Genomic DNA, 21,011 nt, shown 5'->3' with positions numbered 1-21,011 from the left:
AGGTCAGAGTCGCTCGGGCGTCCGGATGCCCAGCAGGGCCATGCCCCGGTGAAGGGTGCGGGCCGTCACCTCGCACAGGAACAGGCGGTTCTCGACCTGCTGCGGGGTCTCGGCCTTCAGCACCGGGCACTTGTCGTAGAAGGACGTGTAGAAGGAGGCCAGCTGGTACAGGTACGCCGCCAGCTTGTGCGGGGCGTACTCCGTCGCCGCCTCCCGAACCGTCTCCGCGAAGGCGTCCACGTGCAGGCCGAGCGCCCGCTCCGTCTCCGCCAGCTCCAGGTCCGGGTGGGCGGCCGGGCGGGTCTCGCCGGCCTTGCGGAGGATGGACTGGATCCGGGCGTAGGCGTACTGCAGGTAGACGGACGTGTCGCCGTTGAGCGAGACCATCTGGTCCAGGTCGAACTTGTAGTCCCGGTTCGCCGACGTCGACAGGTCCGCGTACTTCACCGCGCCGATGCCCACCTGGGTGCCCCGCTCGGCGATCTCCTCCTCGGAGAGGTCCTGCGCCTTCTCCCGGACGACCGTGGAGGCGCGCTCGATCGCCTCGTCGAGGAGGTCCACCAGGCGGACGGTCTCGCCCTCCCGGGTCTTGAACGGCTTGCCGTCCTTGCCCAGCACCGTGCCGAAGGCCAGCTGGTACGCCGTCACGTCCTCGTTCAGCCAGCCGGCCCGCCGGGCGGTCTCGAAGACCATCTTGAAGTGCAGGGACTGACGGGCGTCCACCACGTACAGCAGGTTGTTCGCCTTGAGGTTGAAGACGCGGTCGCGGATCGCGGAGAGGTCGGTGGCCGCGTAGCCGTAGCCGCCGTCGGACTTCTGGACGATCAGCGGGACCGGGTTGCCGTCCGGGCCCTTGATGTCGTCGAAGAAGACGCACAGGGCGCCCTCGGAGCGGACCGCGACGCCCGACTCCTCCAGCAGGCGGCAGGTCTCGGCCAGCATGTCGTTGTAGCCGGACTCGCCGACGATGTCCGGGTCCCGGACCTCCATGTCCAGCTTCTCGAAGACGGAGAAGAAGTAGATCTTCGACTCGTCCACGAACTTCTGCCACACGGCCACCGTGTGCGGGTCCCCGGCCTGCAGGTCCACCACCCGGCGCCGCGCCCGCGTCTTGAACTCCTCGTCGGAGTCGAACAGCCCCCGCGCGGCCTTGTAGAGGCGGTCGAGGTTCGACATCGCCTCCTCGCCGGTCACCGCTCCGGCCTTGTGGTCCAGCTCGTGCGGGTGCTCGTCCAGGTACTGGATGAGCATGCCGAACTGGGTGCCCCAGTCGCCGATGTGGTGCCGCCGGACCACGTTCTCGCCGGTGAACTCCAGGAGTTGGACGACGGAGTCGCCGATCACCGCGGACCGCAGATGGCCGACGTGCATCTCCTTGGCCACGTTCGGCTGGGCGTAGTCGATCACCGTCGTGCCCGGGCGCTCCGCGTACGGCACGCCCAGCCGGTCCTCCGGGTCGGCCACCCGTGCGGCCAGGTTCTCCGTGATCGCCCGGTCGGTGACCGTGATGTTGAGGAAGCCGGGCCCGGAGACCTCGACGTCCTTGATCACGTCACCGGTGACCACCTGTCCGACGACCCGCGTCGCCAGCTCCCGCGGGTTCGCCTTGGCCTTCTTCGCCAGCGCTAGGATCCCGTTGGCCTGGAAGTCCGCCCGGTCGCTGCGTCGCAGCAGCGGGTCCGCGCCGGCGCTCTCCGGCAGGGTGGCCGAGAGGGCGGACGCGAGGCGCTGGTGGACGGCGGACGTGAGGGACGTGACCGAGGCCATAGGAGTGGGTGCCGTTCTCCTCGTGGGGATGGATAGACAGACCCAGTATTCCACGCGGGGCAAAACGAATTTTCCGGTCCGCGGGTGGACGCCGGGGCGCCGAGGCCCGTCCGACCCGGTGAAAAGGCGTTTTCGTGGATGCCCACCCGCCTGGGACAATGAAGCGGTCAGCCGTGTGACCGTACCGGCTGCCCGAGGAGAAAGAAGGACGTGCCGATCGTGGCTCAGAGCACCGAGACCACCGACTGGGTCTCCCGTTTCGCGGACGACGTCATCGAGGAGTCGGAGCGTCGGGCCCCGGGCAAACCCGTCGTCGTCGCGTCCGGCCTGTCGCCGTCCGGCCCCATCCACCTGGGCAACCTGCGCGAGGTCATGACCCCGCACCTCGTCGCCGACGAGATCCGCCGCCGGGGGTACGAGGTACGGCACCTGATCTCCTGGGACGACTACGACCGCTACCGCAAGGTCCCGGCCGGCATCACCGGCATCGACGAGACGTGGGCCGAGCACATCGGCAAGCCGCTGACCTCCGTCCCGGCCCCCAAGGGCTCGGCACACCCCAACTGGGCCGAGCACTTCAAGGCCGCCATGACCGACGCGCTCGCCGAGCTGGGCGTGGAGTTCGACGGCATCAGCCAGACCGAGCAGTACACCTCCGGTGTGTACCGCGAGCAGATCCTGCACGCGATGAGGCACCGCGGCGAGATCGACGCGATCCTCGCCCAGTACCGCACCAAGCCCAAGCCCGCCAAGAAGCAGCAGCAGAAGCCCGTCGACGAGGCCGAACTGCAGGCCGAGGAGGGCTCGGGCGCCGCCTCTGAGGACGACGGCAGCTCCGGCTCCGCCGGATACTTCCCGTACAAGCCGTACTGCGGCAACTGCGAGAAGGACTTCACCACCGTCACCGCCTACGACGACGACTCCACCGAACTGACCTACGCCTGCACCGCGTGCGGCTTCTCGGAGACCGTCCGGCTCAACGAGTTCAACCGCGGCAAGCTGGTCTGGAAGGTCGACTGGCCGATGCGGTGGGCGTACGAGGGCGTCGTCTTCGAGCCCAGTGGCGTCGACCACTCCTCGCCCGGGTCGTCGTTCCAGGTCGGCGGGCAGATCGTCGGGATCTTCGGCGGCAAGCAGCCCATCGGGCCGATGTACGCCTTCGTCGGCATCTCCGGGATGGCGAAGATGTCGTCCTCCCGGGGCGGGGTCCCCACCCCGGCCGACGCGCTGAAGATCATGGCGCCGCAGCTCCTGCGCTGGCTGTACGCCCGCCGCAGGCCCAACCAGTCCTTCAAGATCGCCTTCGACCAGGAGATCCAGCGCCTGTACGACGAGTGGGACAGGCTCGCCGCCAAGGTCGCCGAGGGCACCGCGCTGCCCGGTGACGTCGCCGCGTACACGCGCGCGGTCGGCACCGCCGCCGGTGAGCTGCCGAGGACGCCGCGCCCGCTGCCGTACCGCACGCTCGCGTCCGTCGCCGACATCACCGCCGGCCACCAGGACCAGGCGCTGCGCATCCTCAGCGAGCTCGACCCGGCCAACCCGCTCACCTCGCTCGACGAGGCCCGCCCGCGGTACGACAAGGCCGAGGCGTGGATCAACACCTACGTCCCCGCCGACCAGCGCACCATCGTCCGCGACGAGCCCGACACCGACCTGCTGAAGTCCCTCGACGAGCCCTCCCGGCAGTCGATCCGGCTGCTGCTCGACGGGCTGGCCGAGAACTGGTCGCTCGACGGGCTCACCCACCTCGTCTACGGAGTGCCCAAGGTCCAGGCCGGGTTCTCCGCCGACGCCACGCCCAAGGAGCTGCCGCCGGAGATCAAGACCGCCCAGCGGTCGTTCTTCGCGCTGCTGTACCACCTGCTGGTGGGGCGTGACACCGGTCCGCGCCTGCCCACGCTGCTGCTGGCGGTGGGGCAGGAGCGGGTGCGGGCCCTGCTCGGGGAGTAGCCCGGGGGAGTGGACCGGGGGAGCGGACCGCGTCCGGTTCCATCCGGTTCCGTCCGGTTCGACGGCAAGACGGCAAAGGGGGCGCCCGGTGGAACCACCGGGCGCCCCCTCCGTCGTCGTGGCTAGGCGATGTGGTCCTCCTCCAGTTCCGCCAAGTGGCGCTTCTGGAAGCGTTCCGAGAGGTCCTTCAGGGCGCTCGGGCTCAGCGTCGTGCCGTAGGTCGCCTGGATGTTGTCGCCGAGGACACGGGGCGTGGGGTAGCTGCCGTCTATCGACTGGCGGAACACCTGGTAGTACTCCTCCTCGTCCGGCTCGGCGGCCGGGGAGCCGCCGCCCTCGCCCAGCTCGCGGGTGCGGCCCGGGCTCACCGGGATCGGGAAGCTGCCGGTCTCCTCCGGAGAGGGCTCCTGGACGGGGGGCTCCTCCTGGTACTGGTCCTGGTACTGCTCGGCCTGCTGCTGCTCCGCGTACCACTGGGCGTACGCGGTGTCCGGGTCGTACGTGGGGTCGTAGCCCCCGTGGTACTCGACGGACTGCGGGTCGCGGGCGTGCAGCCAGAGGTTCTGGTCCGGGGCGGGCTCCTCGTGCGGCACTGGTTCCGGGCCCTGCCGGCTGCCGGCGAACTCCGCGCCCTGCGGGTTGCCGGTGAGTTCCGGGCGCTGCGCGCCGGGCGGCACCGCGCTCTGCGGGGCGGGGGCCTCGGCACGCGGTGCCGGGGGTATCAGCGCCGGTTCTATGCCCGCCGCCGCCAGGCCCGCCGGGGCGGTGTCGGCGAGGGGGACGCCGTACTTGGCCAGGCGCAGCGGCATCAGGGACTCCACCGGGGCCTTGCGGCGCCAGGCGCGGCCGAAGCGGGAGCGCAGGCGGGCCTGGTAGACGAGACGTTCCTGCTCCAGCTTGATCACCTGGTCGTAGGAGCGCAGCTCCCACAGCTTCATCCGGCGCCAGAGGAGGAAGGTGGGGACCGGGGAGAGCAACCAGCGGGTGAGGCGGACGCCCTCCATGTGCTTGTCGGCCGTGATGTCGGCGATCCGGCCGATCGCGTGCCGGGCCGCCTCGACGGAGACCACGAACAGCACCGGGATCACCCCGTGCATGCCCACGCCCAGCGGGTCCGGCCAGGCGGCGGCGCCGTTGAACGCGATCGTCGCCGCCGTCAGCAGCCACGCCGTCTGGCGCAGCAGCGGGAACGGGATACGGATCCAGGTCAGGAGCAGGTCCAGGGCGAGCAGGACGCAGATGCCCGCGTCGATGCCGATCGGGAAGACATAACTGAAGTTCCCGAAGCCCTTCTTGACGGCGAGCTCGCGGACGGCCGCGTACGAACCGGCGAAGCCGATACCGGCGATGATCACGGCGCCTGCCACGACCACGCCGATGAGAACGCGGTGCATCCGGGTCAGCTGTGGCGCGGCCACCCGTACTCCCCTCCCTGTGCGTGTTGTTGCGCGCAACAGGGTGGCACATCCGTGCGAGGGACGGAGGGCCGGACCAGTTGCTCCGCTTTTGCGTCCCTGCCCCGGCTCAGCCCTTCGCGGCCGACTCGGACGCCGAGGCCGACGCCGACGCCGAGTCCGACGGAGACGCCGGTTTCCCGGGGGACTTGGAGGCCGAGGGAGACGAGGAAGCGCTCGGCGCCGAGCCGCCGCCGGCCCCTCCGTCCGCCCCGTTCGCCGTCGCCACCGCGGCCACCGCCTCCTTGGCGGCCTTCTCGGCGGACTTGGTCAGGGCGTTCGCGTCCGGGGTCCTGTCACCGGCCAGACCGGCACCGTTGTAGTCGAGGGTGACGACCACGTTCTCCACCCGGGCCACGACCGTCTGCTGCTTGAAGGCGCCTTCCTTCTTCTTCAGGTCGTAGCGCACCACGGTGGCCTCGTCGCCCGTCCCGGCGACCGGCTCCGCCTTCGTGTTCTTCGCGTCCGGCACGGCCTGCGCGTCGCGCACCTGCTTCTGGTAGAACTCCTGCGCCTGCTCCTCGCCCGTGCCGCGCGAGACGTCGGACTCGAAGCGCAGCAGGGAGACGTTGAGCCAGCGGTACTGAGAACCCTTCACGCCGTTGTTGTCCAGACTGCTCCAGGAGCAGCTGGCACGCGTGGACAGGTCGCTCGAGGTGCCCTCCTTGGCCGACTTCACGCCCTCGGGCACCAGCTCGCCGAGCACCTTGCCCGACAGGACCTTGCACGCCTGCGGCAACTTGGCGTACGCGGCCGCCCGCACCGTCGGCGAGGGGCTCGCGCTCGCGGAGCCCTGCGCGTCGCCCGGCGCGCTCTGCTGCGCGCCGTCACCGGAGCCGGGGTCGGAGTCGGAGGAGGAGCAGGCGGCGGCCAGGAACACCATGGGGGCGGCGACCGCGCAGACAAGGACGCGGTTCAGACGCTTCGCTCGCGGGGCTCGCGGGGCATTCCCCCACTGCCTGAACGGCGTGGGAGGTACCCCCGGGGCACGCTCTTCTCGCTGGGCTGCTCGCTGCATGGTTCCTTCACTCATGACGCTCGTGGTTCCTGCGGTCGGATCGGGTCCGAGGGGCCACGGTACGCGGTGGGAGAGCCGTGCGGTTTGCCTTCCCGCGCTCTGCGCCCCGGCGCCAAGTGCCGGACGGGACAGGTCAGCCACTCAGTGAATCGGCCAGCTGCTCCGCCAGTTTCCTTGCCCTGTCCTGCATTTCCTCGCTGTCCGGGACCATGCCGACGTCTGCCGGCTGCTCCGCGTACTCGATGGTCACGATCACGTTGGACGTGCGGAACGCCACAGTCACGGTGCGCTGCTGGGCCGTCGAACCGGAGCTGCTGAGCGAGTCGTCGAGGAACGCCTCGTCGCCGAGGTCGCTCAGGGTGCGGGGCCGCAGGTCGGTCGGCGTGACACCGGCGGAGGACGAGGAGGAAGAGGAGGAAGAGGGGCTGCCGGAAACGGAGTTGGCGTCGGAGCTCGCGGTGGCGGCGGACGCGGGCAGGTCCGCGGCCGCCTGCCTGGTGGCGAAGACCGACTCCGCCCGGCTGTCGTCGCTGACGGTGTTGTCGTAGGAGACGACCCGCTCGAAGTCGACGTAGAGGTGGTCGGTGGCGTCCGCGGACTCCACCTTCCAACGGCAGCCGGTCCTGCGGTCGGTGTCGTAGGTGAGGGTCGCCCGGCCCTCGTAGGCCTTGTCCCGCTGGTCCACGTCCATGATCTGCGTGATACCGGGCAGCAGCGAGTCCAGGGCCTTGGGGGAGACCGCGCCGCAGGCCTCGGGAAGCGTGCGGTACTTGCCCGGCTGGGCCGCCGGTGCCGCCGTACCGTCGCCGGCGGGGTTGGCGTTGTCCGTCTGGCCGTTGCCCGGCGAACCGCCGGTGCAGCCGGCCAGCAGCGCCGCGAGAAGCGCGGCAGCGCCGGGTACGTACGCCTTCCGCAGCACGGTCGGGCTCCTCTCACGGATGTCGGTCGGTCCGAGGCCCCCGCTGGTTATTCGCTTGCCGGGCGGGGGCGCGTCCGGAACACAATGTCTATCGCACGCGATGCCGTGGCCGCCGGTCCGCTGTCCTGTTTCGCCGACCTTGGCGCCGGTATTGCGTTTTCACGCTTCTGTCTTCTTTTCGGGAATGGGGTCGGTATGTCGTACGTAGAGGTGCCGGGCGCGAAGGTCCCGATCCGCATGTGGACCGACCCCGCGACGGTCGAGGGCGCCGCGATGCAGCAGCTCCGGAACGTCGCGACCCTCCCCTGGATCAAGGGCCTCGCGGTCATGCCGGACGTCCACTACGGCAAGGGCGCGACGGTCGGGTCCGTCATCGCCATGCGGGGCGCGGTGTGCCCGGCGGCGGTGGGGGTGGACATCGGCTGCGGGATGTCGGCGGTGAGGACGTCCCTGACGGCGAACGACCTCCCCGGTGACCTGTCCCGCCTCCGCTCGAAGATCGAGCAGGCGATTCCGGTGGGGCGGGGGATGCATGACGATCCCGTCGATCCGGGGCGGTTCCACGGGCTGGCGACGGCCGGGTGGGACGACTTCTGGGGGCGGTTCGACGGGGTGGCGGAGGCGGTGAAGTTCCGCGAGGAGCGGGCTGTGAGGCAGATGGGCACGCTGGGCAGCGGAAACCACTTTGTGGAAATTTGCGTAGAAGTGTCCGGTTCGGTGTGGCTCATGCTTCACTCCGGCTCCCGCAACATCGGCAAGGAGTTGGCCGAGCACCACATCGGCGTCGCCCAGAAGCTCCCGCACAACCAGGACCTGGTCGACCGGGATCTCGCCGTCTTCGTGTCGGACACGCCGCAGATGGCGGCGTACCGCAACGACCTGTTCTGGGCGCAGGAGTACGCCAAGTACAACCGCACGATCATGATGGCGCTCCTGAAGGACGTGGTCCGCAAGGAGTTCAAGAAGGCGAAGCCCACCTTCGAGCCGGAGATCTCCTGCCACCACAACTACGTGGCCGAGGAGCGCTACGACGGCATGGACCTGCTCGTCACCCGCAAGGGCGCGATCCACGCGGGCTCCGGCGAGTACGGGATCATCCCCGGTTCGATGGGCACGGGCTCGTACATCGTGAGGGGCCTCGGCAACGAGAAGTCCTTCAACTCGGCCTCGCACGGCGCCGGTCGGCGCATGAGCCGCAACGCCGCCAAGCGCCGCTTCTCCACGAAGGACCTGGAAGAGCAGACGCGGGGCGTGGAGTGCCGCAAGGACTCCGGCGTGGTCGACGAGATCCCGGGTGCCTACAAGAACATCGAGCAGGTCATCGACCAGCAGCGGGACCTGGTCGAGGTCGTGGCGAAGCTCAAGCAGGTGGTGTGCGTGAAGGGCTGACGGCAGGCGCTCACCGCTCCCGGTGGACCTTGGTGTTGGAGGCCTGGGCGCGGGGGCGGACGATCAGGAGGTCGATGTTGACGTGGCTGGGGCGGGTGACCGCCCAGGTGATGGTGTCGGCCACGTCGTCGGCCGTGAGGGGCTCGGCGACGCCCTCGTAGACCTCGGCCGCCTTCTCCTCGTCGCCGCCGAAGCGGGTCAGGGCGAATTCGTCCGTCCTGACCATGCCGGGAGCGATCTCGATGACGCGGACCGGCCTGCCGACGATCTCCAGGCGGAGGGTCTCGGCGAGGACGTGGGCGCCGTGCTTGGCGGCGACGTAGCCCGCGCCGCCCTCGTAGGTGCCGTGGCCGGCGGTGGAGGAGACCACGACCACCGTGCCGTCGCCGCTCGCCTCCAGCTTGGGCAGGAGGGCCTGGGTGAGGTTGAGGGTGCCGAGGACGTTCGTCTCGTACATCGTGCGCCAGTCGGCCGGGTCGCCGGTGGCGACCGGGTCGGCGCCGAGTGCGCCGCCCGCGTTGTTGACCAGGACGCCGATGGTCCGGAAGGCCGTGGCGAACTCGTCCACGGCCGCGCGGTCGGTGACGTCTAGGCGGTAGGCCGTGGCGGAGTGGCCGGCCGCGTCGATCTCCTCGGCGAGCGCCTCGATACGGTCCTCGCGGCGGGCGGTCAGGACGACGCGGTAGCCGGCGGCGGCGAGCCGGCGGGCCGTGGCGGCGCCGATGCCGCTGCTCGCCCCGGTCACGACGGCGATGCGGGAGGCGGCGGGCGGGACGGCGGTGGCCATGGGCTGATCCTCGGGGCGGCGGGGCGGCGGGGCGGCGGGGCGGCGGTCGGTGCGGTCGGCTGTGCTCAGCGTAGGGGAACCTCAGCCGCCGCTCCGTGGCGCCCACATGATCACGGCCATTCCGGCCAGGCAGACCAGCGCGCCGGTCACGTCCCAGCGGTCCGGCCGGTATCCGTCGGCGACCACGCCCCACAGGATCGAACCGGCGACGAAGATCCCGCCGTACGCGGCGAGGACACGGCCGAAGTGGGCGTCCGGCTGCAGGGTGGCGACGAAGCCGTACGTCCCGAGCGCGAGGACGCCGCCGAGGGCCCACAGCCAGCCGCGCTGCTCGCGCACGCCCTGCCAGACCAGCCAGGCGCCGCCGATCTCGAAGAGCGCGGCGACGACGAAGAGGGCGGCGGAGCGGAGGATCAGCATGGGGGAAGCCTCGCACGCGGCTTCTGCTTGGATGACGGCGGTCGGCATGGGGGACGTCTCCGTGCTCCGCAGCGACGCGGACCGGAAAACGGTTCACTCGGTGGAAGCCGGAAAGGACCGCATGTGTTCAGCCTGATCGCCGGGATCCTCCTGATCGCCTTCGGTGTCTGCCTCGTCGGAGACATCGGGAAGACCGCGACTCGGATCCACGCCTTCTTCACGTCGTTCATGAACCCCGGATACGCCACCACCGGAACCATTCGGCTGGGCGGGGTGTTCGCCGCCCTCGTGGGGGCCGGCTGGGTCGTGACGTCCTTTCCCCTCGGGTAGCGACCCGGACAAGGACCGAGGCGTGCCGGGACGACGTCTGGCACACCTCGGCCGCCGTGCGGGGCCGGGTCGGAATACTTGCGGGACGAGGATCGTTGGGTGCGTATAGTTGAAGCATCAACAACCTGGAGGATGAGCGACCATGCAGTTCGGGATCTTCAGCGTCGGCGATGTCACGCCGGACCCCACCACGGGCCGTACGCCGACCGAGCGTGAGCGGATCAAGGCCATGGTCGCCGTCGCGCTGAAGGCCGAGGAGGTCGGACTGGACGTCTTCGCGACCGGCGAGCACCACAACCCGCCGTTCGTGCCGTCGTCGCCGACCACCATGCTCGGGTACATAGCCGCCCGGACCGAGCGGCTGATCCTGTCCACCTCCACCACCCTGATCACCACCAACGACCCGGTGAAGATCGCCGAGGACTACGCGATGCTCCAGCACCTCGCCGACGGCCGGGTGGACCTGATGATGGGGCGCGGCAACACCGGGCCGGTCTACCCCTGGTTCGGGCAGGACATCCGGCAGGGCATCAACCTCGCCATCGAGAACTACGCCCTGCTGCACCGGCTGTGGCGCGAGGACGTCGTCGACTGGGAGGGCAAGTTCCGCACGCCGCTGCAGGGCTTCACCTCCACGCCCCGCCCGCTGGACGGCGTACCGCCGTTCGTCTGGCACGGCTCCATCCGCTCCCCGGAGATCGCCGAGCAGGCCGCGTACTACGGCGACGGCTTCTTCCACAACAACATCTTCTGGCCGGCCGACCACACCAAGCGGATGGTCGAGCTGTACCGGACCCGGTACGCCCACTACGGGCACGGCACGCCCGAGCAGGCGGTCGTCGGGCTCGGCGGCCAGGTGTTCATGCGGAAGAACTCGCAGGACGCGGTGCGCGAGTTCCGGCCGTACTTCGACGTCGCCCCCGTCTACGGGCACGGGCCCTCCCTGGAGGAGTTCACCGCCCAGACCCCGCTGACCGTCGGCTCCCCGCAGCAGGTCATCGAGAAGACACTGGCCTTCCGCGACTACGCCGGCGACTACCAGCGCCAGCTGTTCCTGATCGACCACGCGGGCCTGCCGCTGAAGACCGTCCTGGAGCAGATCGACCTGCTCGGCGAGGAGGTCGTGCCGGTGCTGCGCGAGGAGTTCGCCAAGGGGCGTCCGGCCGGTGTGCCGGACGCGCCGACCCACACATCCCTGCTCGCCGACCGGGCGGGCGCCGAGGAAGAAGTGAGTGCCGTATGAAGCTCGTCGTCGTCTCGGCGGGGCTGAGCGTCCCGTCCTCCACCCGGCTGCTGGCCGACCGGCTGGCGGCCGCGACCGCCGAGCGCGCCCCGGCGGACGTACGGGTGGACGTACGGGTGATCGAGCTGCGCGATCTCGCCGTCGAGATCGCGCACAACTTCGCGAGTGGCTTCCCCGGTCCGGACCTCGCGTCCGCGTTGGACGCGGTGGCGGAGGCGGACGGGCTGATCGTCGTCACCCCGGTGTTCTCGGCGTCGTACAGCGGGCTGTTCAAGTCCTTCTTCGACGTGCTCGGCGTCCGGGACCAGGACGCGCTGGCCGGCAAGCCGGTGCTGATCGCCGCGACCGGCGGCACCGCCCGGCACTCCCTGGTCCTCGACCATGCCCTGCGTCCGCTCTTCGCGTATCTGAAGGCCGTGGTCGTGCCGACCGGCGTCTACACCGCCTCGGAGGACTGGGGCGCCGAGGGGCTGCCCGGGCGGATCGAGCGGGCCGCGGGGGAGCTGGCGGCGCTGATGACGGGGCTGTCGGCAGGGCGTGAGGCAGGGCGTGGGGCGGGGCGCGAGGCGGAGCAGGCCGGGCCCGGGAAGGACGGCGGCTTCACGGTGGTGCCGTTCGAGGAGCAACTGGCCGCGCTGCGGGGGTGACGGGTGCCCGGTGCTCGTGCGGGCCGGGGGTGCGTGGACCGGTGCCGGCGGGGTGCCGGCCGCGCCCACCCTCCTCCGAGCCCTGAACGAGCAGGGCGCCCATCGCCCTGGGGGTCCCCCCCCTGCTCGAAGAGCTTGGGGGAGGCACGACTGGCCGTCGGCCGGGCGGGCACCCCGGCCGACGGTGAAAGGCGGGTAAAAAGGGTGACCGCCGCCCCGCTCGCCCCGGCCGGGGCCCCGTGGCCTTGGCAGACTGGACGGGTGCCTCAGACCGTGCTGCTCGCCGAAGACGACCGAGCCATCCGCCACGCCCTCGAACGCGCCCTGACGCTGGAGGGCTACGAGGTGACGGCGGTCGCCGACGGCGTCGAGGCGCTCGCGCAGGCGCACAGGAACCCGCCGGACATCCTCCTCCTCGACGTGATGATGCCGGGCATCGACGGGCTCCAGGTCTGCCGCGTGCTGCGCGCCGAGGGCGATCGCACGCCGATCCTCATGCTCACCGCCCTGGTGGAGACCGCCGACCGGATCGCCGGACTGGACGCCGGCGCCGACGACTACGTCGTCAAGCCGTTCGACGTCGAGGAGGTGTTCGCCCGGCTGCGCGCCCTGCTGCGCCGCACCAGCCCGGTCGACGCCGGCGGCACGTCCGGCACGGCGGGCGGCGCCGCCTCCGCCCCCGCCTCCGGTGACGTACGGGTGAAGGAGCCGCAGGTCTTCGAGCGGCAGATCGAGGCGGCCGGGATCCGCATGGACCTGCAGGCCCGCCGGGTGTGGCGGGGCACGCGGGAGCTGGAGCTGACCCGCACCGAGTTCGAACTGCTGGAGCTGCTGGTCCGCAACGCCGGGATCGTGCTGGACCACTCCACCATCTACGACCGCATCTGGGGCTACGACTTCGGCCCCGGCTCCAAGAACCTCGCCGTGTACGTCGGCTATCTGCGCCGCAAGCTCGACGAGCCGGACGCGCCGCAGCTGATCCACACCGTGCGCGGCGTGGGTTACGTGCTGCGGGAGGACTGAGTGGGCCGCCTCGCGCGGCTGCCGGCGCGACCGCGGCCCCGGCCCCGGCTGTCGTCGCTGCGGACCACGTTCGCGGTGACGTTCGCCGCGGTGACCGCCGCCGTCACGGTCCTCGTCGGCATCCTGTCGTACAACTCCGCGGCCCGTCTGGTGCGGGTGGACCAGCAGTCGGTGTTCACACAGGTCGTGCAGGACGTGCGCAACGAGGTACGGCGCTACGACCTGACACCCGCGGACTTCGTCTCCTCCCGGCCCGGCCACGAGCTGGTCCGGCCCAGCCGCACCAATGTGCAGGTGCTCGGCGCGGGCGGGGAGATCGTCGACCACGGCAGCCCCGAACTGCCCGTCACCGCCCGGGACAAGGCCGTGGCTGCCTCCGTCACGGCCGGAAGGACCGCAGAGCACGAGGACGTCGTCGTCTCCGGCGGCGTGTTCCGTATCGCGACCGTCGCCCTGGGCCGCGGCCGGGGAGCCGTGCAGGTCGCCCAGGAGTTCAGCGACACCGAGGACCTGCTGCGGGCGCTGCAGCAGCGCACGCTGATCCTGATGGGGGCCGTGGTGGTCGCGGCCGGTCTGTGCGGCTGGTGGCTGGCCCGCCGCATCACACGCCGGCTGGTGATCCTCACCTCCGCCGCCGAGAACGTCGCCCGCACCCGCCGGCTCGGCATCGAGGTGCCCGTCACCGGCTACGACGAGGTGGGCCGCCTCGGCCGCTCCTTCGACCGCATGCTGGGACGGCTCGCCCAGTCCGAGGAGGACCAGCGCCGCCTGGTCCAGGACGCGGGCCACGAGCTCCGTACGCCGCTGACCTCCCTGCGGACGAACATCTCCCTGCTGCGCCGCATCGAGGAACTGCCGCCCGCCACCCGTGAGGACCTGGTCGCCGACCTCACCGAGGAGGCCCGCGAACTCACCGACCTGGTCAACGAGCTGGTCGACCTCGCGGCCGGCCAGTCGGACACCGAGCCGCCGCAGCGGGTCGACCTCGCCGACCTCGCCGAGGACGTGGCGGGTGTGGCCCGCCGGCGCAGCGGACGCGACATCGTGGTCCGCGCGAACGGCGACACGACGGCCAAGGGCCGGCCGGGCATGCTCCAGCGGGCCGTCTCCAACCTCGTGGAGAACGCCGTCAAGTTCGACCAGGACGGTACGGCGCCCATCGAGATCGCCGTCATCGGACCCGCCCGGCCCGGCACGGTCCGCGTGGAGGTCCTCGACCGCGGGCCCGGCATCGCCGCGGGCGACCTGATACGTGTCTTCGACCGCTTCTACCGCGCCGCCGACGCCCGCTCCCAGCCCGGCTCCGGCCTCGGCCTGTCCATCGTGCGCGAGGTGGCCCTGGCCCACGGCGGCACCCCGTTCGCCTTCCGGCGCGCCGGCGGCGGCTCGGTGATCGGCTTCACGGTCGGCGCGAACCGGGGGCGGCACGGGGGTGGGGGCGGGGGCGGAGGGATTGGAAGTGGGGCACGGGGAACGGTCCGGGACATCGGCCAGGAGGACTGACCCGCCGTCCGGGTCACCGGTCTCTCCGGCGGAGGGTTTGGCTGTCGGTGGGGGGCGTTCTCCGGCGGAGGGCTCAACCGTCGGCGGGGGCGCTCGGTGGCGGAGGGCTCAACCGTCGGCGGAGGTGCGCTCGGCGTCGGAGGGCACTGCGCCCGTGGCCGCGCGTCTGCGGGACGCCGTCAGCAGCCAGGCCAGGTTCCCCACCGCCGCCCCGGCCGCCACGGTGGCGACGATCACCCCCGCCGTGGCGAAGCCGGCGTGGAACAGACGCGGCCGCGGGTTGAGACTGTGCAGCCCGAAACCGGACAGCAGATACACCCCGACGGCGGCGGCCGTGAGGCTGACGACGAGCAGCGCGACGGTCGGCCCGAGCCCGCCCTCGGTGTCCTCGTTGTCCCGGCTGTCCCGGCTGCTCCTGGTGTCTCCGCCGTCTTCGCCGGACGAGACACCGGGCTGCGGACAACGTGCCTCCTGCATGGTTCCCCCGTCGACGGTTGAACGGTGAGCCGAGTCCCTACAGTAAGTAGGGTCGCTGCCGGAAGCGAAACGGACGGATCGGTCGCCGGGCGTGTCCGCGCGATTGCGCCTCCCGGTGGATCACCGGTGCACGAGCGGGCGCGCGGCGGCACAGGGGGTCGCACGCCGAAAGCCCGCCGTCGCGTTCATGCCCCGGACCGCACCCCGACGCATCCACACCCCGCCCACCTGCCGCTTCCGGCCGCGTACCGGACGCGTTGCACCGGGTGGTCACCCACCGTCTGCACAGCGTCCGCCACGCCGACACGATCTACGTCCTCGAACACGGGCGGGTCGTCGAACACGGCGCGTTCGACGAGCTGATGCGGCCGGACGCGGACGGTCCCGGCCTCTTCCGCCGCATGTACCTCGTCCAGGCCGAGCAGTACCGACTCGACGGCCCTGCCACCCTGCCCACCCAGCAGGGTCACCCGGCGGCGGACCCGCAGCCGTGAGGTCCGGCACGGGGTCCGGCCGCTGCCGGAAGTGCAGACCCTTGGGCCGGGTGCTGGAATGACGGGAGGGGTCGTCCACCTCAGAGGAGTGGCCATGACTGAGGACCTCCAGGAAATGGGGCCCGTCGACTACCTGATCGTCGAGTTCCCCGGCAACCGCATGACAGGAGAGGGCTTCCCCCTGCTCATCGACCTGGTCGAGCGCGGCATCATCCGGATCATCGATCTCGTCTTCGTCCGCAAGGACACCGACGGGTCGGTCGCGGCGCTGGAGCTGCGGGAGATCGGGGACGAGATCGACCTGACGGTGTTCGAGGGGGCCTCCTCCGGAGTGCTGGACCAGAGCGACCTGGACGAGGCCGGCGCCGCGCTGGAGCCCGGCAACTCCGCGGCGGTCCTGGTGTACGAGAACGTATGGGCCGCGCCGCTGGCCCGCGCGCTGAGGCGCGGTGGGGCCCAGATGGTGGCGAGCGGACGCATTCCCGTGCCCGCGCTGCTGGCGTCCCTGGACGCGACCGAGACGACGACACCGCCGCCGAGCGGGCCCGTGGCCGCTTGAAGAAGCCGAGGGAGATGAGTGAACATGCCGGGACTTCTGCGCGGTGTCGCCCGCACCGCGGTGATTTCGGGTACGGCCACCGCGGTGTCCAACCGCGTCTCGCGGAGGCAGGCGGGCCGATGGGCCCAGCAGGACTACGAACAGCAACTCGCGCAGCAGCAGGCCCCGCCTCCCGCGGCGGCACCGCAGCCGGATGCCGACGACATGACCAGCAAGATCGACCAGCTGAAGCAACTCGCCGACCTCAAGGCGCAGGGGGTGCTCAGCGACGAGGAGTTCGAGGCCCAGAAGCGCCGGGTTCTCGCCTGAGGGAGCTCACGGGCGACGATCCCCGCAACGGCCGTACTCGTCAGGCGTGTCCGCCGGAGGCAGTGGATAGTGGTGTCAGGACGCCGTCCCAGCCAGCCCCCACCCGGTACAGGAGGCCCGATGCCCGTCCCACGGCCGCTGGCCGCGCTCGCCGGCATCGCGATGCTCGGCATGGCGCTGACGGCCTGCGAGGAGCATGCGCAAGGCACGATCGAGGGGAGAAGCGGCACCAAGGTCGTCGAGACGATCTCGAACCCGCCGGTTCACGGGTGCCACCGCTTCCGTGAGGGGGTCACCCACGTCGCCAACCGTACGCAGAGCAACATCATGCTGTACCGGACCACCGACTGCACCGAGCCCGCGGGCGAAAAGGGCGTCTACCTCGACAGGGAGATGTCGAGCCAGGCGGCCCCCACCCTGGCACCGTGGCGCAGCTTCTCCATCGTGAGCTGACCGGCCGTGACTCCCCATGAGCCCCCAGAAGAAGACGGCGCGGGCGGCGAGCGCTCGGAACTGGAGCAGCTGAGGGCCCGTGTCACCGCGTTGGAGGCCGGCCGGGCCGCACGGGTGGCGCACCACCGGTGGAGGTCCTTCTTCTCGGCGCTGGTCATCGTCCTCGCATGCATCCTCGCCCCGCTCGCCGCCGTGGCCTCATGGGCGGCAGCCGAGGTCGACGACACCGACCGGTACGTCGCGACGGTCACGCCCCTCGCCTCCGACCCCGCCGTCCAGGCGGCCGCGGCGAACCGGGTCACCAACGCGCTGATGCAGCACATCGACCTGAAGACGCTGCTCGAGGACGTGGCCCCGGCGGACAGGCCGCGGCTGGAGAAGGCGCTCGGCAGACTGGCGAACCCCTTGGAGGACGCCGTCCGCGGCTTCGTCCACAACAAGGCTCAGGACGTCATCGCCTCCGACGCCTTCCAGCGCTTCTGGGTCGACGCCAACCGCGCGATCCACACGGCCGTCGACAAGGCGCTGACCGGAAGCGGCGGCGCGGTGAAGATCACCAATCAGGCGGTGACCATCGACCTGGCCCCCGTCGTGGACCGGGTCAAGCAGCGCCTCGTCAACGACGGCATGACGGTCGCCGCACGGATTCCGGAGGTCCACACCGACTTCACCGTCCTGCGCTCCGACAACCTCGGCACACTGAAGACCTACCTCCGGCTGCTCAGAATCGCGGGGTTCTGGCTGCCGGTGCTCGCGGTACTGCTCGTGGTCGCGGGTGTACTGCTCGCCGTTCACCGCCGGCGGGTCCTCGTCGCCGCGGTGCTCGGCGTGGGGTTCGCCATGCTGATGCTCGGCCTGGGCCTCACCGTCTTCCGCGAGGTCTATCTGAACGGCCTCCCGGCCACCGTCTCGCACCCGGCCGCCGAGGCCGTCTACGACACCCTGACCCGCTACCTGCGCACCGCCGTACGCAGCGTCGTGGCGCTCGCCGTGGTGATTGCGCTGGCCGCCTGGCTGACCGGCCGGGGGCGGCGGGCGACCTTCGTACGGGACGCATGGAACTCGGGCATCCACGCGGTACGCGCCGCGGCGGACCACACGGGTTTCCGCACGGGCCCGGTAGGCCCCTTCGTCCACCGCCACCGGGCCTGGATCACCGGGGTCCTCGTCGCCGCGGCCGTCGTGACGTACATCCTGTGGAGCTATCCCACCGGATGGGTGGTCCTCGCCATCGCCCTGGTGCTGTTGTTCGCCATGGCGGTGGTGGAGTTCCTCACCGAGCCACCCGCACCGCCGGCACCGAGCACATCCGCTCAGGGACCGGTCCGGTGACGGTCCCTGCGTGCGACGACGTGGACTCGACACATGCTCCGAGCGGGGATACGCCGCACGTGATCGCCGCGTCCTCGCCGGCCATCCCCTCGGCGGTCTTCACCCGGAACGCCCGCTCCACATCCCGACGCACCGGAGGCCGCCCCGGCGACCGTGGAGCCGGCCTCCCTCCCTCACATCGCGCCACTGGGCAGTGGTGGCAGGGTCGTACAGGACGGTGTACACGCGTGCTGGTCATGGTCGGCCCCGGTCGGCGTGGAGGGCCAGGCGGGGGCAGGCGGCGACGGCTCGGCGGGCGTGGGTGCGCAGGTGGTCGGGCACTGCCCGGTCCTTCAGGACGGGGTAGCCCCATTCGTCCAGGTCGATCAGTTCGGGGAGGAGTTCGGCGCACAGGCCCCGGCCGGTGCAGGTGATGCGGTCGATGCGCAGGGTCCGGGTGCGGGTCATCGCCAGGTCTCCGGGGGTGTGGCGGGCGGTACGGGGATCCGGGGCGGCCGGTGTGTCGCGGGGCAGCCGCCGTGGGTGAGGTGCCGGTCGACGTCGTCGGCGAAGACGCGCAGGGCGGAGGCGGCGAGGCGGGCGGCACCGTCGGGGTGGCGGCAGGCGCCCCGGTCCGGCAGCAGACCGGTCCGGCAGTGCAGCCGGGACAGCAGGTCCGGGTCGGCCCGTCCGGCGGCCAGGGCGGTGAAGTCCTCGGCCACGGCGGGCAGTCCGAGACGGCAGGGGCCGCACTGGCGGGCGCTGTGGGCGGCCAGGTAGGCCAGCATCCGGGCCGTCTCGGTCGGCCCGCAGGCCGTGTGGGGGAGCGCGACGAGCACGCCCGCGCCGGGTACGGCACCCAGGGGGGCCAGGTCGCGCCGGGTGAGGGGCGTGTGCGTATGGGCGTCGGGGAGCCAGGTGCCGGCGAAACCACCGAGCAGGACCGCCCGCAGGGGTTCCGTGGGACCTCCGGCGCGGCCGAGGAGCGTGGTGAGGGGGGTGCCGAGCGCGACCTCCAGGACACCCGGGGCGGCGACGGCGCCGGAGACGGTGACGAGGGTGGTGCCGGGCTCGTCCGGGGTGCCCGCCTGCCGGAACCAGTCGGGGCCGTGGCGGGCGATGAGGGCGAGGTGGGCGAGGGTCTCGGCGTTGTGGACGAGCGTGGGGCGCCGGGCGACGCCGCGTTCGTGGGTGCGCGGCGGGCTGCCCTGCGGGCGGGCCGGGCCCCCGTTGAGCCAGCGGACCAGGGAGGTCGACTCGCTGGAGACGTAGGTGTGCGGAAGGGCGTGCAGGCGCAGCCGTACGGGATCGAGGCGGGCGCGTCGGCGCTCCTCCAAGGCCGCACTCAGCTGCCGGTACTGATCCGAGCGGTCGCGGGGCAGGCACACGTGGACGGTGTCGGCGCCGGTCGCGATCGCGGCCAGGACGGCGCCGTCGAGGACGAGGTGGGGTGCGACGGCGAGCAGGAACCGGTCCTTGCGGCTGGCCGGTTCGCTCTCCATGGCGTTGACGACGACCACGGCGCGGCCACGGCGCCCCGCCACGGCGCGCAGCTTGCGGACGGTCGGGAACCCGGCGCCTCCACGTCCGGTGAGCCCGGCCGCCTCGACGGCCTCCACCAGGGGCGGGGAGGTACGGCCGCCGGCCACCGCGGTGACGGGGGGCGGCCCGTGACGCCCGAGGTGATCGGCGAGTGTGGCCGGCTGCCCGGTGGCGTACCAGCCCGCCAGCAGCCGGGCGTCGGCGGCGTCGCCCGGTCCGGGCGCGAGGTGGTGGGGCGCGAAGGGCGCCGTGGCCGAGGAGCTCATCGTCCACCTCCGAGCAGGGCCGCCGTCGTGGCGGCACGCTGCGCCCAGCCGGGCTGGAGCGGTCCGCCGGCGAGGAACGCGGACAGCACCACCGGTACGGCGGTCGCGGCCATGGCGGCCACCAGGCGTCCGGTGACCCGGCCCGGCCCGGCCTTCGCCAGCCGCCACCACACGGCACCGACCACCGACGCCAGGCATCCGGCGTAGAGCCACAGCTGGAGGGGGAGCCGGGTGTCGGTGCCGGTGCCCACGCCGTGGAAGAGGGCGAGCGGCCAGGCCGCGTACGCCAGCCAGTGCACGGCCTTCCAGCGGCGCACGCCCAGGCGCAGCCGCAGGGCGCTGGTGAGCAGCACCGCCAGCAGCAGGTCGAGCGCGGCCGTGCCCAGCCCGAGCCAGAGCGGCCGGTAGGACGCCCCGAACGGCACCACGGACACCGCCCACCCGAGGTGGACGAACGGGTCGAGCACCGCGGTCACCACGTGCACGGCGAGGAACACCAGGGTGAGCAGGGACAGGTCGCGGTGCAGCAGCCCGATCTCGAACCGGCCGATCCGGCGCGGCGCGGCACGCCCGCCGGAGGCGATCCCGAGCACCACGGTGGCGGTGAGCAGGACCAGGGCGAGGGTGCCGCTCGCGCGGCTTGCGTACCACAGGGGGCTGCCGGTGAGGGCCAGGGTCGTCATCACGGGCCTCCGGGGGCAGGAGCGTCGGAGTCGGGGGGCCAGCCGCCGAGGCGTACGACGGTGCCGTCGAGGCGCACCAGGCGGGCGGGCAGGCCGGTGGCGTGCAGCCGGTCGACGGCCCGGTCGCCGAGCACGATCGCCGCCGTACTGACGGCGTTGGCGTCCACGCAGGTGGCGGCCGCGACGGTGACGGTGCGCCACACGGGCGCGGCCGGTTCGCCCGTGGCCGGGTCGACGATGTGGTGCAGGGTGCGCCCGCCGCGCCGCCAGGTACGCACCCGGATGCCGGAGGTCGCCAGCGCTCCCCCGGTCACCGCGACGCCCGGCCCGGAGCCGGCGGCGGGCCGGGCGTGGTCGTCGGCCAGGGCGATCCGCCAGCCGCCCTCCGGCGTCGGACCGGCCGTCGCCAGGTCGCCGCCGAGGCCGACCAGGATCCCGCGGCCGGTGGCCGCGGCGGCGCGCCG

The 21,011-nt window shown here is 72.0% G+C and carries 23 protein-coding genes; 12 read left to right on the top strand and 11 right to left on the bottom strand.

The genetic code is table 11. From position 1 onward, the window contains the following. Positions 1-3: 3 nt before the first annotated feature. Positions 4-1,767: an arginine--tRNA ligase gene (argS, locus tag DEP02_RS08325; protein WP_112466706.1), complete on the bottom strand. Its 1,764-nt coding sequence runs from the start codon at positions 1,765-1,767 to the stop codon at positions 4-6. A 210-nt stretch (positions 1,768-1,977) separates the two neighbouring features. Between argS and lysS the strand changes: the two genes are divergently transcribed. Further along, entirely contained in the window at positions 1,978-3,720 is a 1,743-nt protein-coding gene (gene lysS, locus DEP02_RS08320) for a lysine--tRNA ligase (RefSeq protein WP_112466705.1), read from the top strand. A 122-nt stretch (positions 3,721-3,842) separates the two neighbouring features. On the opposite strand, the gene DEP02_RS08315 is transcribed toward lysS, so the two are convergent. The 3 genes from DEP02_RS08315 to DEP02_RS08305 all read right to left on the bottom strand — a co-directional run bounded on the left by DEP02_RS08315 (position 3,843) and on the right by DEP02_RS08305 (position 7,111). After that, complete coding sequence (locus DEP02_RS08315; RefSeq protein ID WP_232839014.1) at positions 3,843-5,138, bottom strand: DUF2637 domain-containing protein; 1,296 nt, start codon at positions 5,136-5,138, stop codon at positions 3,843-3,845. Between the two features lie 106 nt (positions 5,139-5,244). Further along, positions 5,245-6,207 (bottom strand): DUF3558 domain-containing protein, encoded by a 963-nt coding sequence (locus DEP02_RS08310; protein ID WP_112466704.1) that lies wholly within the window; start codon positions 6,205-6,207, stop codon positions 5,245-5,247. A gap of 118 nt (positions 6,208-6,325) precedes the next feature. Continuing rightward, entirely contained in the window at positions 6,326-7,111 is a 786-nt protein-coding gene (locus DEP02_RS08305) for a DUF3558 domain-containing protein (RefSeq protein WP_112466703.1), read from the bottom strand. 195 nt (positions 7,112-7,306) lie between these two features. Between DEP02_RS08305 and DEP02_RS08300 the strand changes: the two genes are divergently transcribed. Next, complete coding sequence (locus DEP02_RS08300) at positions 7,307-8,500, top strand: RtcB family protein (RefSeq protein WP_112466702.1); 1,194 nt, start codon at positions 7,307-7,309, stop codon at positions 8,498-8,500. Between the two features lie 10 nt (positions 8,501-8,510). Here DEP02_RS08300 and DEP02_RS08295 read toward each other — a convergent pair whose 3' ends face one another. Both DEP02_RS08295 and DEP02_RS08285 read right to left on the bottom strand, forming a co-directional pair. Continuing rightward, positions 8,511-9,287 carry an SDR family NAD(P)-dependent oxidoreductase gene (locus tag DEP02_RS08295; RefSeq protein ID WP_112466701.1) on the bottom strand — a complete coding sequence of 259 codons (777 nt, stop codon included), beginning with the start codon at positions 9,285-9,287 and terminating at the stop codon, positions 8,511-8,513. A gap of 81 nt (positions 9,288-9,368) precedes the next feature. Beyond that, on the bottom strand, positions 9,369-9,707 hold the full coding sequence (locus DEP02_RS08285; protein ID WP_112466714.1) for a YnfA family protein: 339 nt from the start codon (positions 9,705-9,707) through the stop codon (positions 9,369-9,371). A 123-nt stretch (positions 9,708-9,830) separates the two neighbouring features. On the opposite strand from DEP02_RS08285, the gene DEP02_RS08280 reads away from it, so the two are divergent. The 5 genes from DEP02_RS08280 (at position 9,831) to DEP02_RS08260 (ending at position 14,453) form a co-directional block, all read left to right on the top strand. Beyond that, positions 9,831-10,037 carry a hypothetical protein gene (locus DEP02_RS08280; RefSeq protein ID WP_112466700.1) on the top strand — a complete coding sequence of 69 codons (207 nt, stop codon included), beginning with the start codon at positions 9,831-9,833 and terminating at the stop codon, positions 10,035-10,037. 142 nt (positions 10,038-10,179) lie between these two features. After that, positions 10,180-11,280 (top strand): LLM class flavin-dependent oxidoreductase, encoded by a 1,101-nt coding sequence (locus DEP02_RS08275; RefSeq protein WP_112466699.1) that lies wholly within the window; start codon positions 10,180-10,182, stop codon positions 11,278-11,280. Further along, a complete protein-coding gene (locus tag DEP02_RS08270; RefSeq protein WP_112466698.1) occupies positions 11,277-11,927 on the top strand; it encodes an FMN reductase in 651 nt (216 codons plus the stop codon). Before DEP02_RS08275 ends, DEP02_RS08270 begins: the two co-directional genes overlap by 4 nt. Before the next feature lie 273 nt (positions 11,928-12,200). Next, positions 12,201-12,950: a response regulator transcription factor gene (locus DEP02_RS08265; protein ID WP_112466697.1), complete on the top strand. Its 750-nt coding sequence runs from the start codon at positions 12,201-12,203 to the stop codon at positions 12,948-12,950. Beyond that, on the top strand, positions 12,951-14,453 hold the full coding sequence (locus tag DEP02_RS08260; protein WP_112466696.1) for a HAMP domain-containing sensor histidine kinase: 1,503 nt from the start codon (positions 12,951-12,953) through the stop codon (positions 14,451-14,453). Between the two features lie 108 nt (positions 14,454-14,561). Here the strand turns inward: DEP02_RS08260 and DEP02_RS08255 are convergent, their stop codons facing one another. Next, positions 14,562-14,930 (bottom strand): hypothetical protein, encoded by a 369-nt coding sequence (locus tag DEP02_RS08255; RefSeq protein WP_232839013.1) that lies wholly within the window; start codon positions 14,928-14,930, stop codon positions 14,562-14,564. A 266-nt stretch (positions 14,931-15,196) separates the two neighbouring features. Here DEP02_RS08255 and DEP02_RS08250 point away from each other — a divergent pair, with 266 nt between their 5' ends. The 5 genes from DEP02_RS08250 (at position 15,197) to DEP02_RS08230 (ending at position 18,077) form a co-directional block, all read left to right on the top strand. Then, positions 15,197-15,424, top strand: coding sequence for a hypothetical protein (locus tag DEP02_RS08250; RefSeq protein ID WP_332871934.1), 228 nt, complete (start codon positions 15,197-15,199; stop codon positions 15,422-15,424). 94 nt (positions 15,425-15,518) lie between these two features. After that, positions 15,519-15,983: a DUF6325 family protein gene (locus tag DEP02_RS08245; RefSeq protein ID WP_198668346.1), complete on the top strand. Its 465-nt coding sequence runs from the start codon at positions 15,519-15,521 to the stop codon at positions 15,981-15,983. Between the two features lie 24 nt (positions 15,984-16,007). Further along, positions 16,008-16,292 (top strand): SHOCT domain-containing protein, encoded by a 285-nt coding sequence (locus tag DEP02_RS08240; protein ID WP_112466695.1) that lies wholly within the window; start codon positions 16,008-16,010, stop codon positions 16,290-16,292. A 120-nt stretch (positions 16,293-16,412) separates the two neighbouring features. After that, positions 16,413-16,745 (top strand): hypothetical protein, encoded by a 333-nt coding sequence (locus DEP02_RS08235; RefSeq protein WP_112466694.1) that lies wholly within the window; start codon positions 16,413-16,415, stop codon positions 16,743-16,745. A gap of 6 nt (positions 16,746-16,751) precedes the next feature. After that, positions 16,752-18,077 carry a hypothetical protein gene (locus DEP02_RS08230; RefSeq protein ID WP_112466693.1) on the top strand — a complete coding sequence of 442 codons (1,326 nt, stop codon included), beginning with the start codon at positions 16,752-16,754 and terminating at the stop codon, positions 18,075-18,077. A 234-nt stretch (positions 18,078-18,311) separates the two neighbouring features. Here DEP02_RS08230 and DEP02_RS08225 read toward each other — a convergent pair whose 3' ends face one another. The 4 genes from DEP02_RS08225 to DEP02_RS08210 form a co-directional block, all read right to left on the bottom strand. After that, positions 18,312-18,524, bottom strand: a complete 213-nt coding sequence (locus tag DEP02_RS08225; protein WP_112466692.1) for a ferredoxin — start codon at positions 18,522-18,524, stop codon at positions 18,312-18,314. Then, the gene (locus DEP02_RS08220; RefSeq protein ID WP_112466691.1) at positions 18,521-19,864 is read right to left on the bottom strand and encodes an NADH-ubiquinone oxidoreductase-F iron-sulfur binding region domain-containing protein; all 1,344 of its coding nucleotides are present in this window, start codon (positions 19,862-19,864) and stop codon (positions 18,521-18,523) included. The genes DEP02_RS08225 and DEP02_RS08220 overlap by 4 nt, the downstream gene beginning before the upstream one ends. After that, the gene (locus DEP02_RS08215; protein ID WP_112466690.1) at positions 19,861-20,547 is read right to left on the bottom strand and encodes a ferric reductase-like transmembrane domain-containing protein; all 687 of its coding nucleotides are present in this window, start codon (positions 20,545-20,547) and stop codon (positions 19,861-19,863) included. Before DEP02_RS08215 ends, DEP02_RS08220 begins: the two co-directional genes overlap by 4 nt. Continuing rightward, on the bottom strand, positions 20,547-21,011 hold a 465-nt coding region (locus DEP02_RS08210), incomplete at its 5' end, for an FAD:protein FMN transferase (protein WP_198668345.1). The genes DEP02_RS08210 and DEP02_RS08215, both read right to left, overlap by 1 nt.

Source organism: Streptomyces triticisoli (assembly GCF_003270085.1).
GTDB classification, from domain to species: Bacteria; Actinomycetota; Actinomycetes; order Streptomycetales; family Streptomycetaceae; genus Streptomyces; species Streptomyces triticisoli.
Note: the sequence above shows the minus strand (reverse complement) of the source record. Positions and strands in the feature narration are given on the sequence as shown.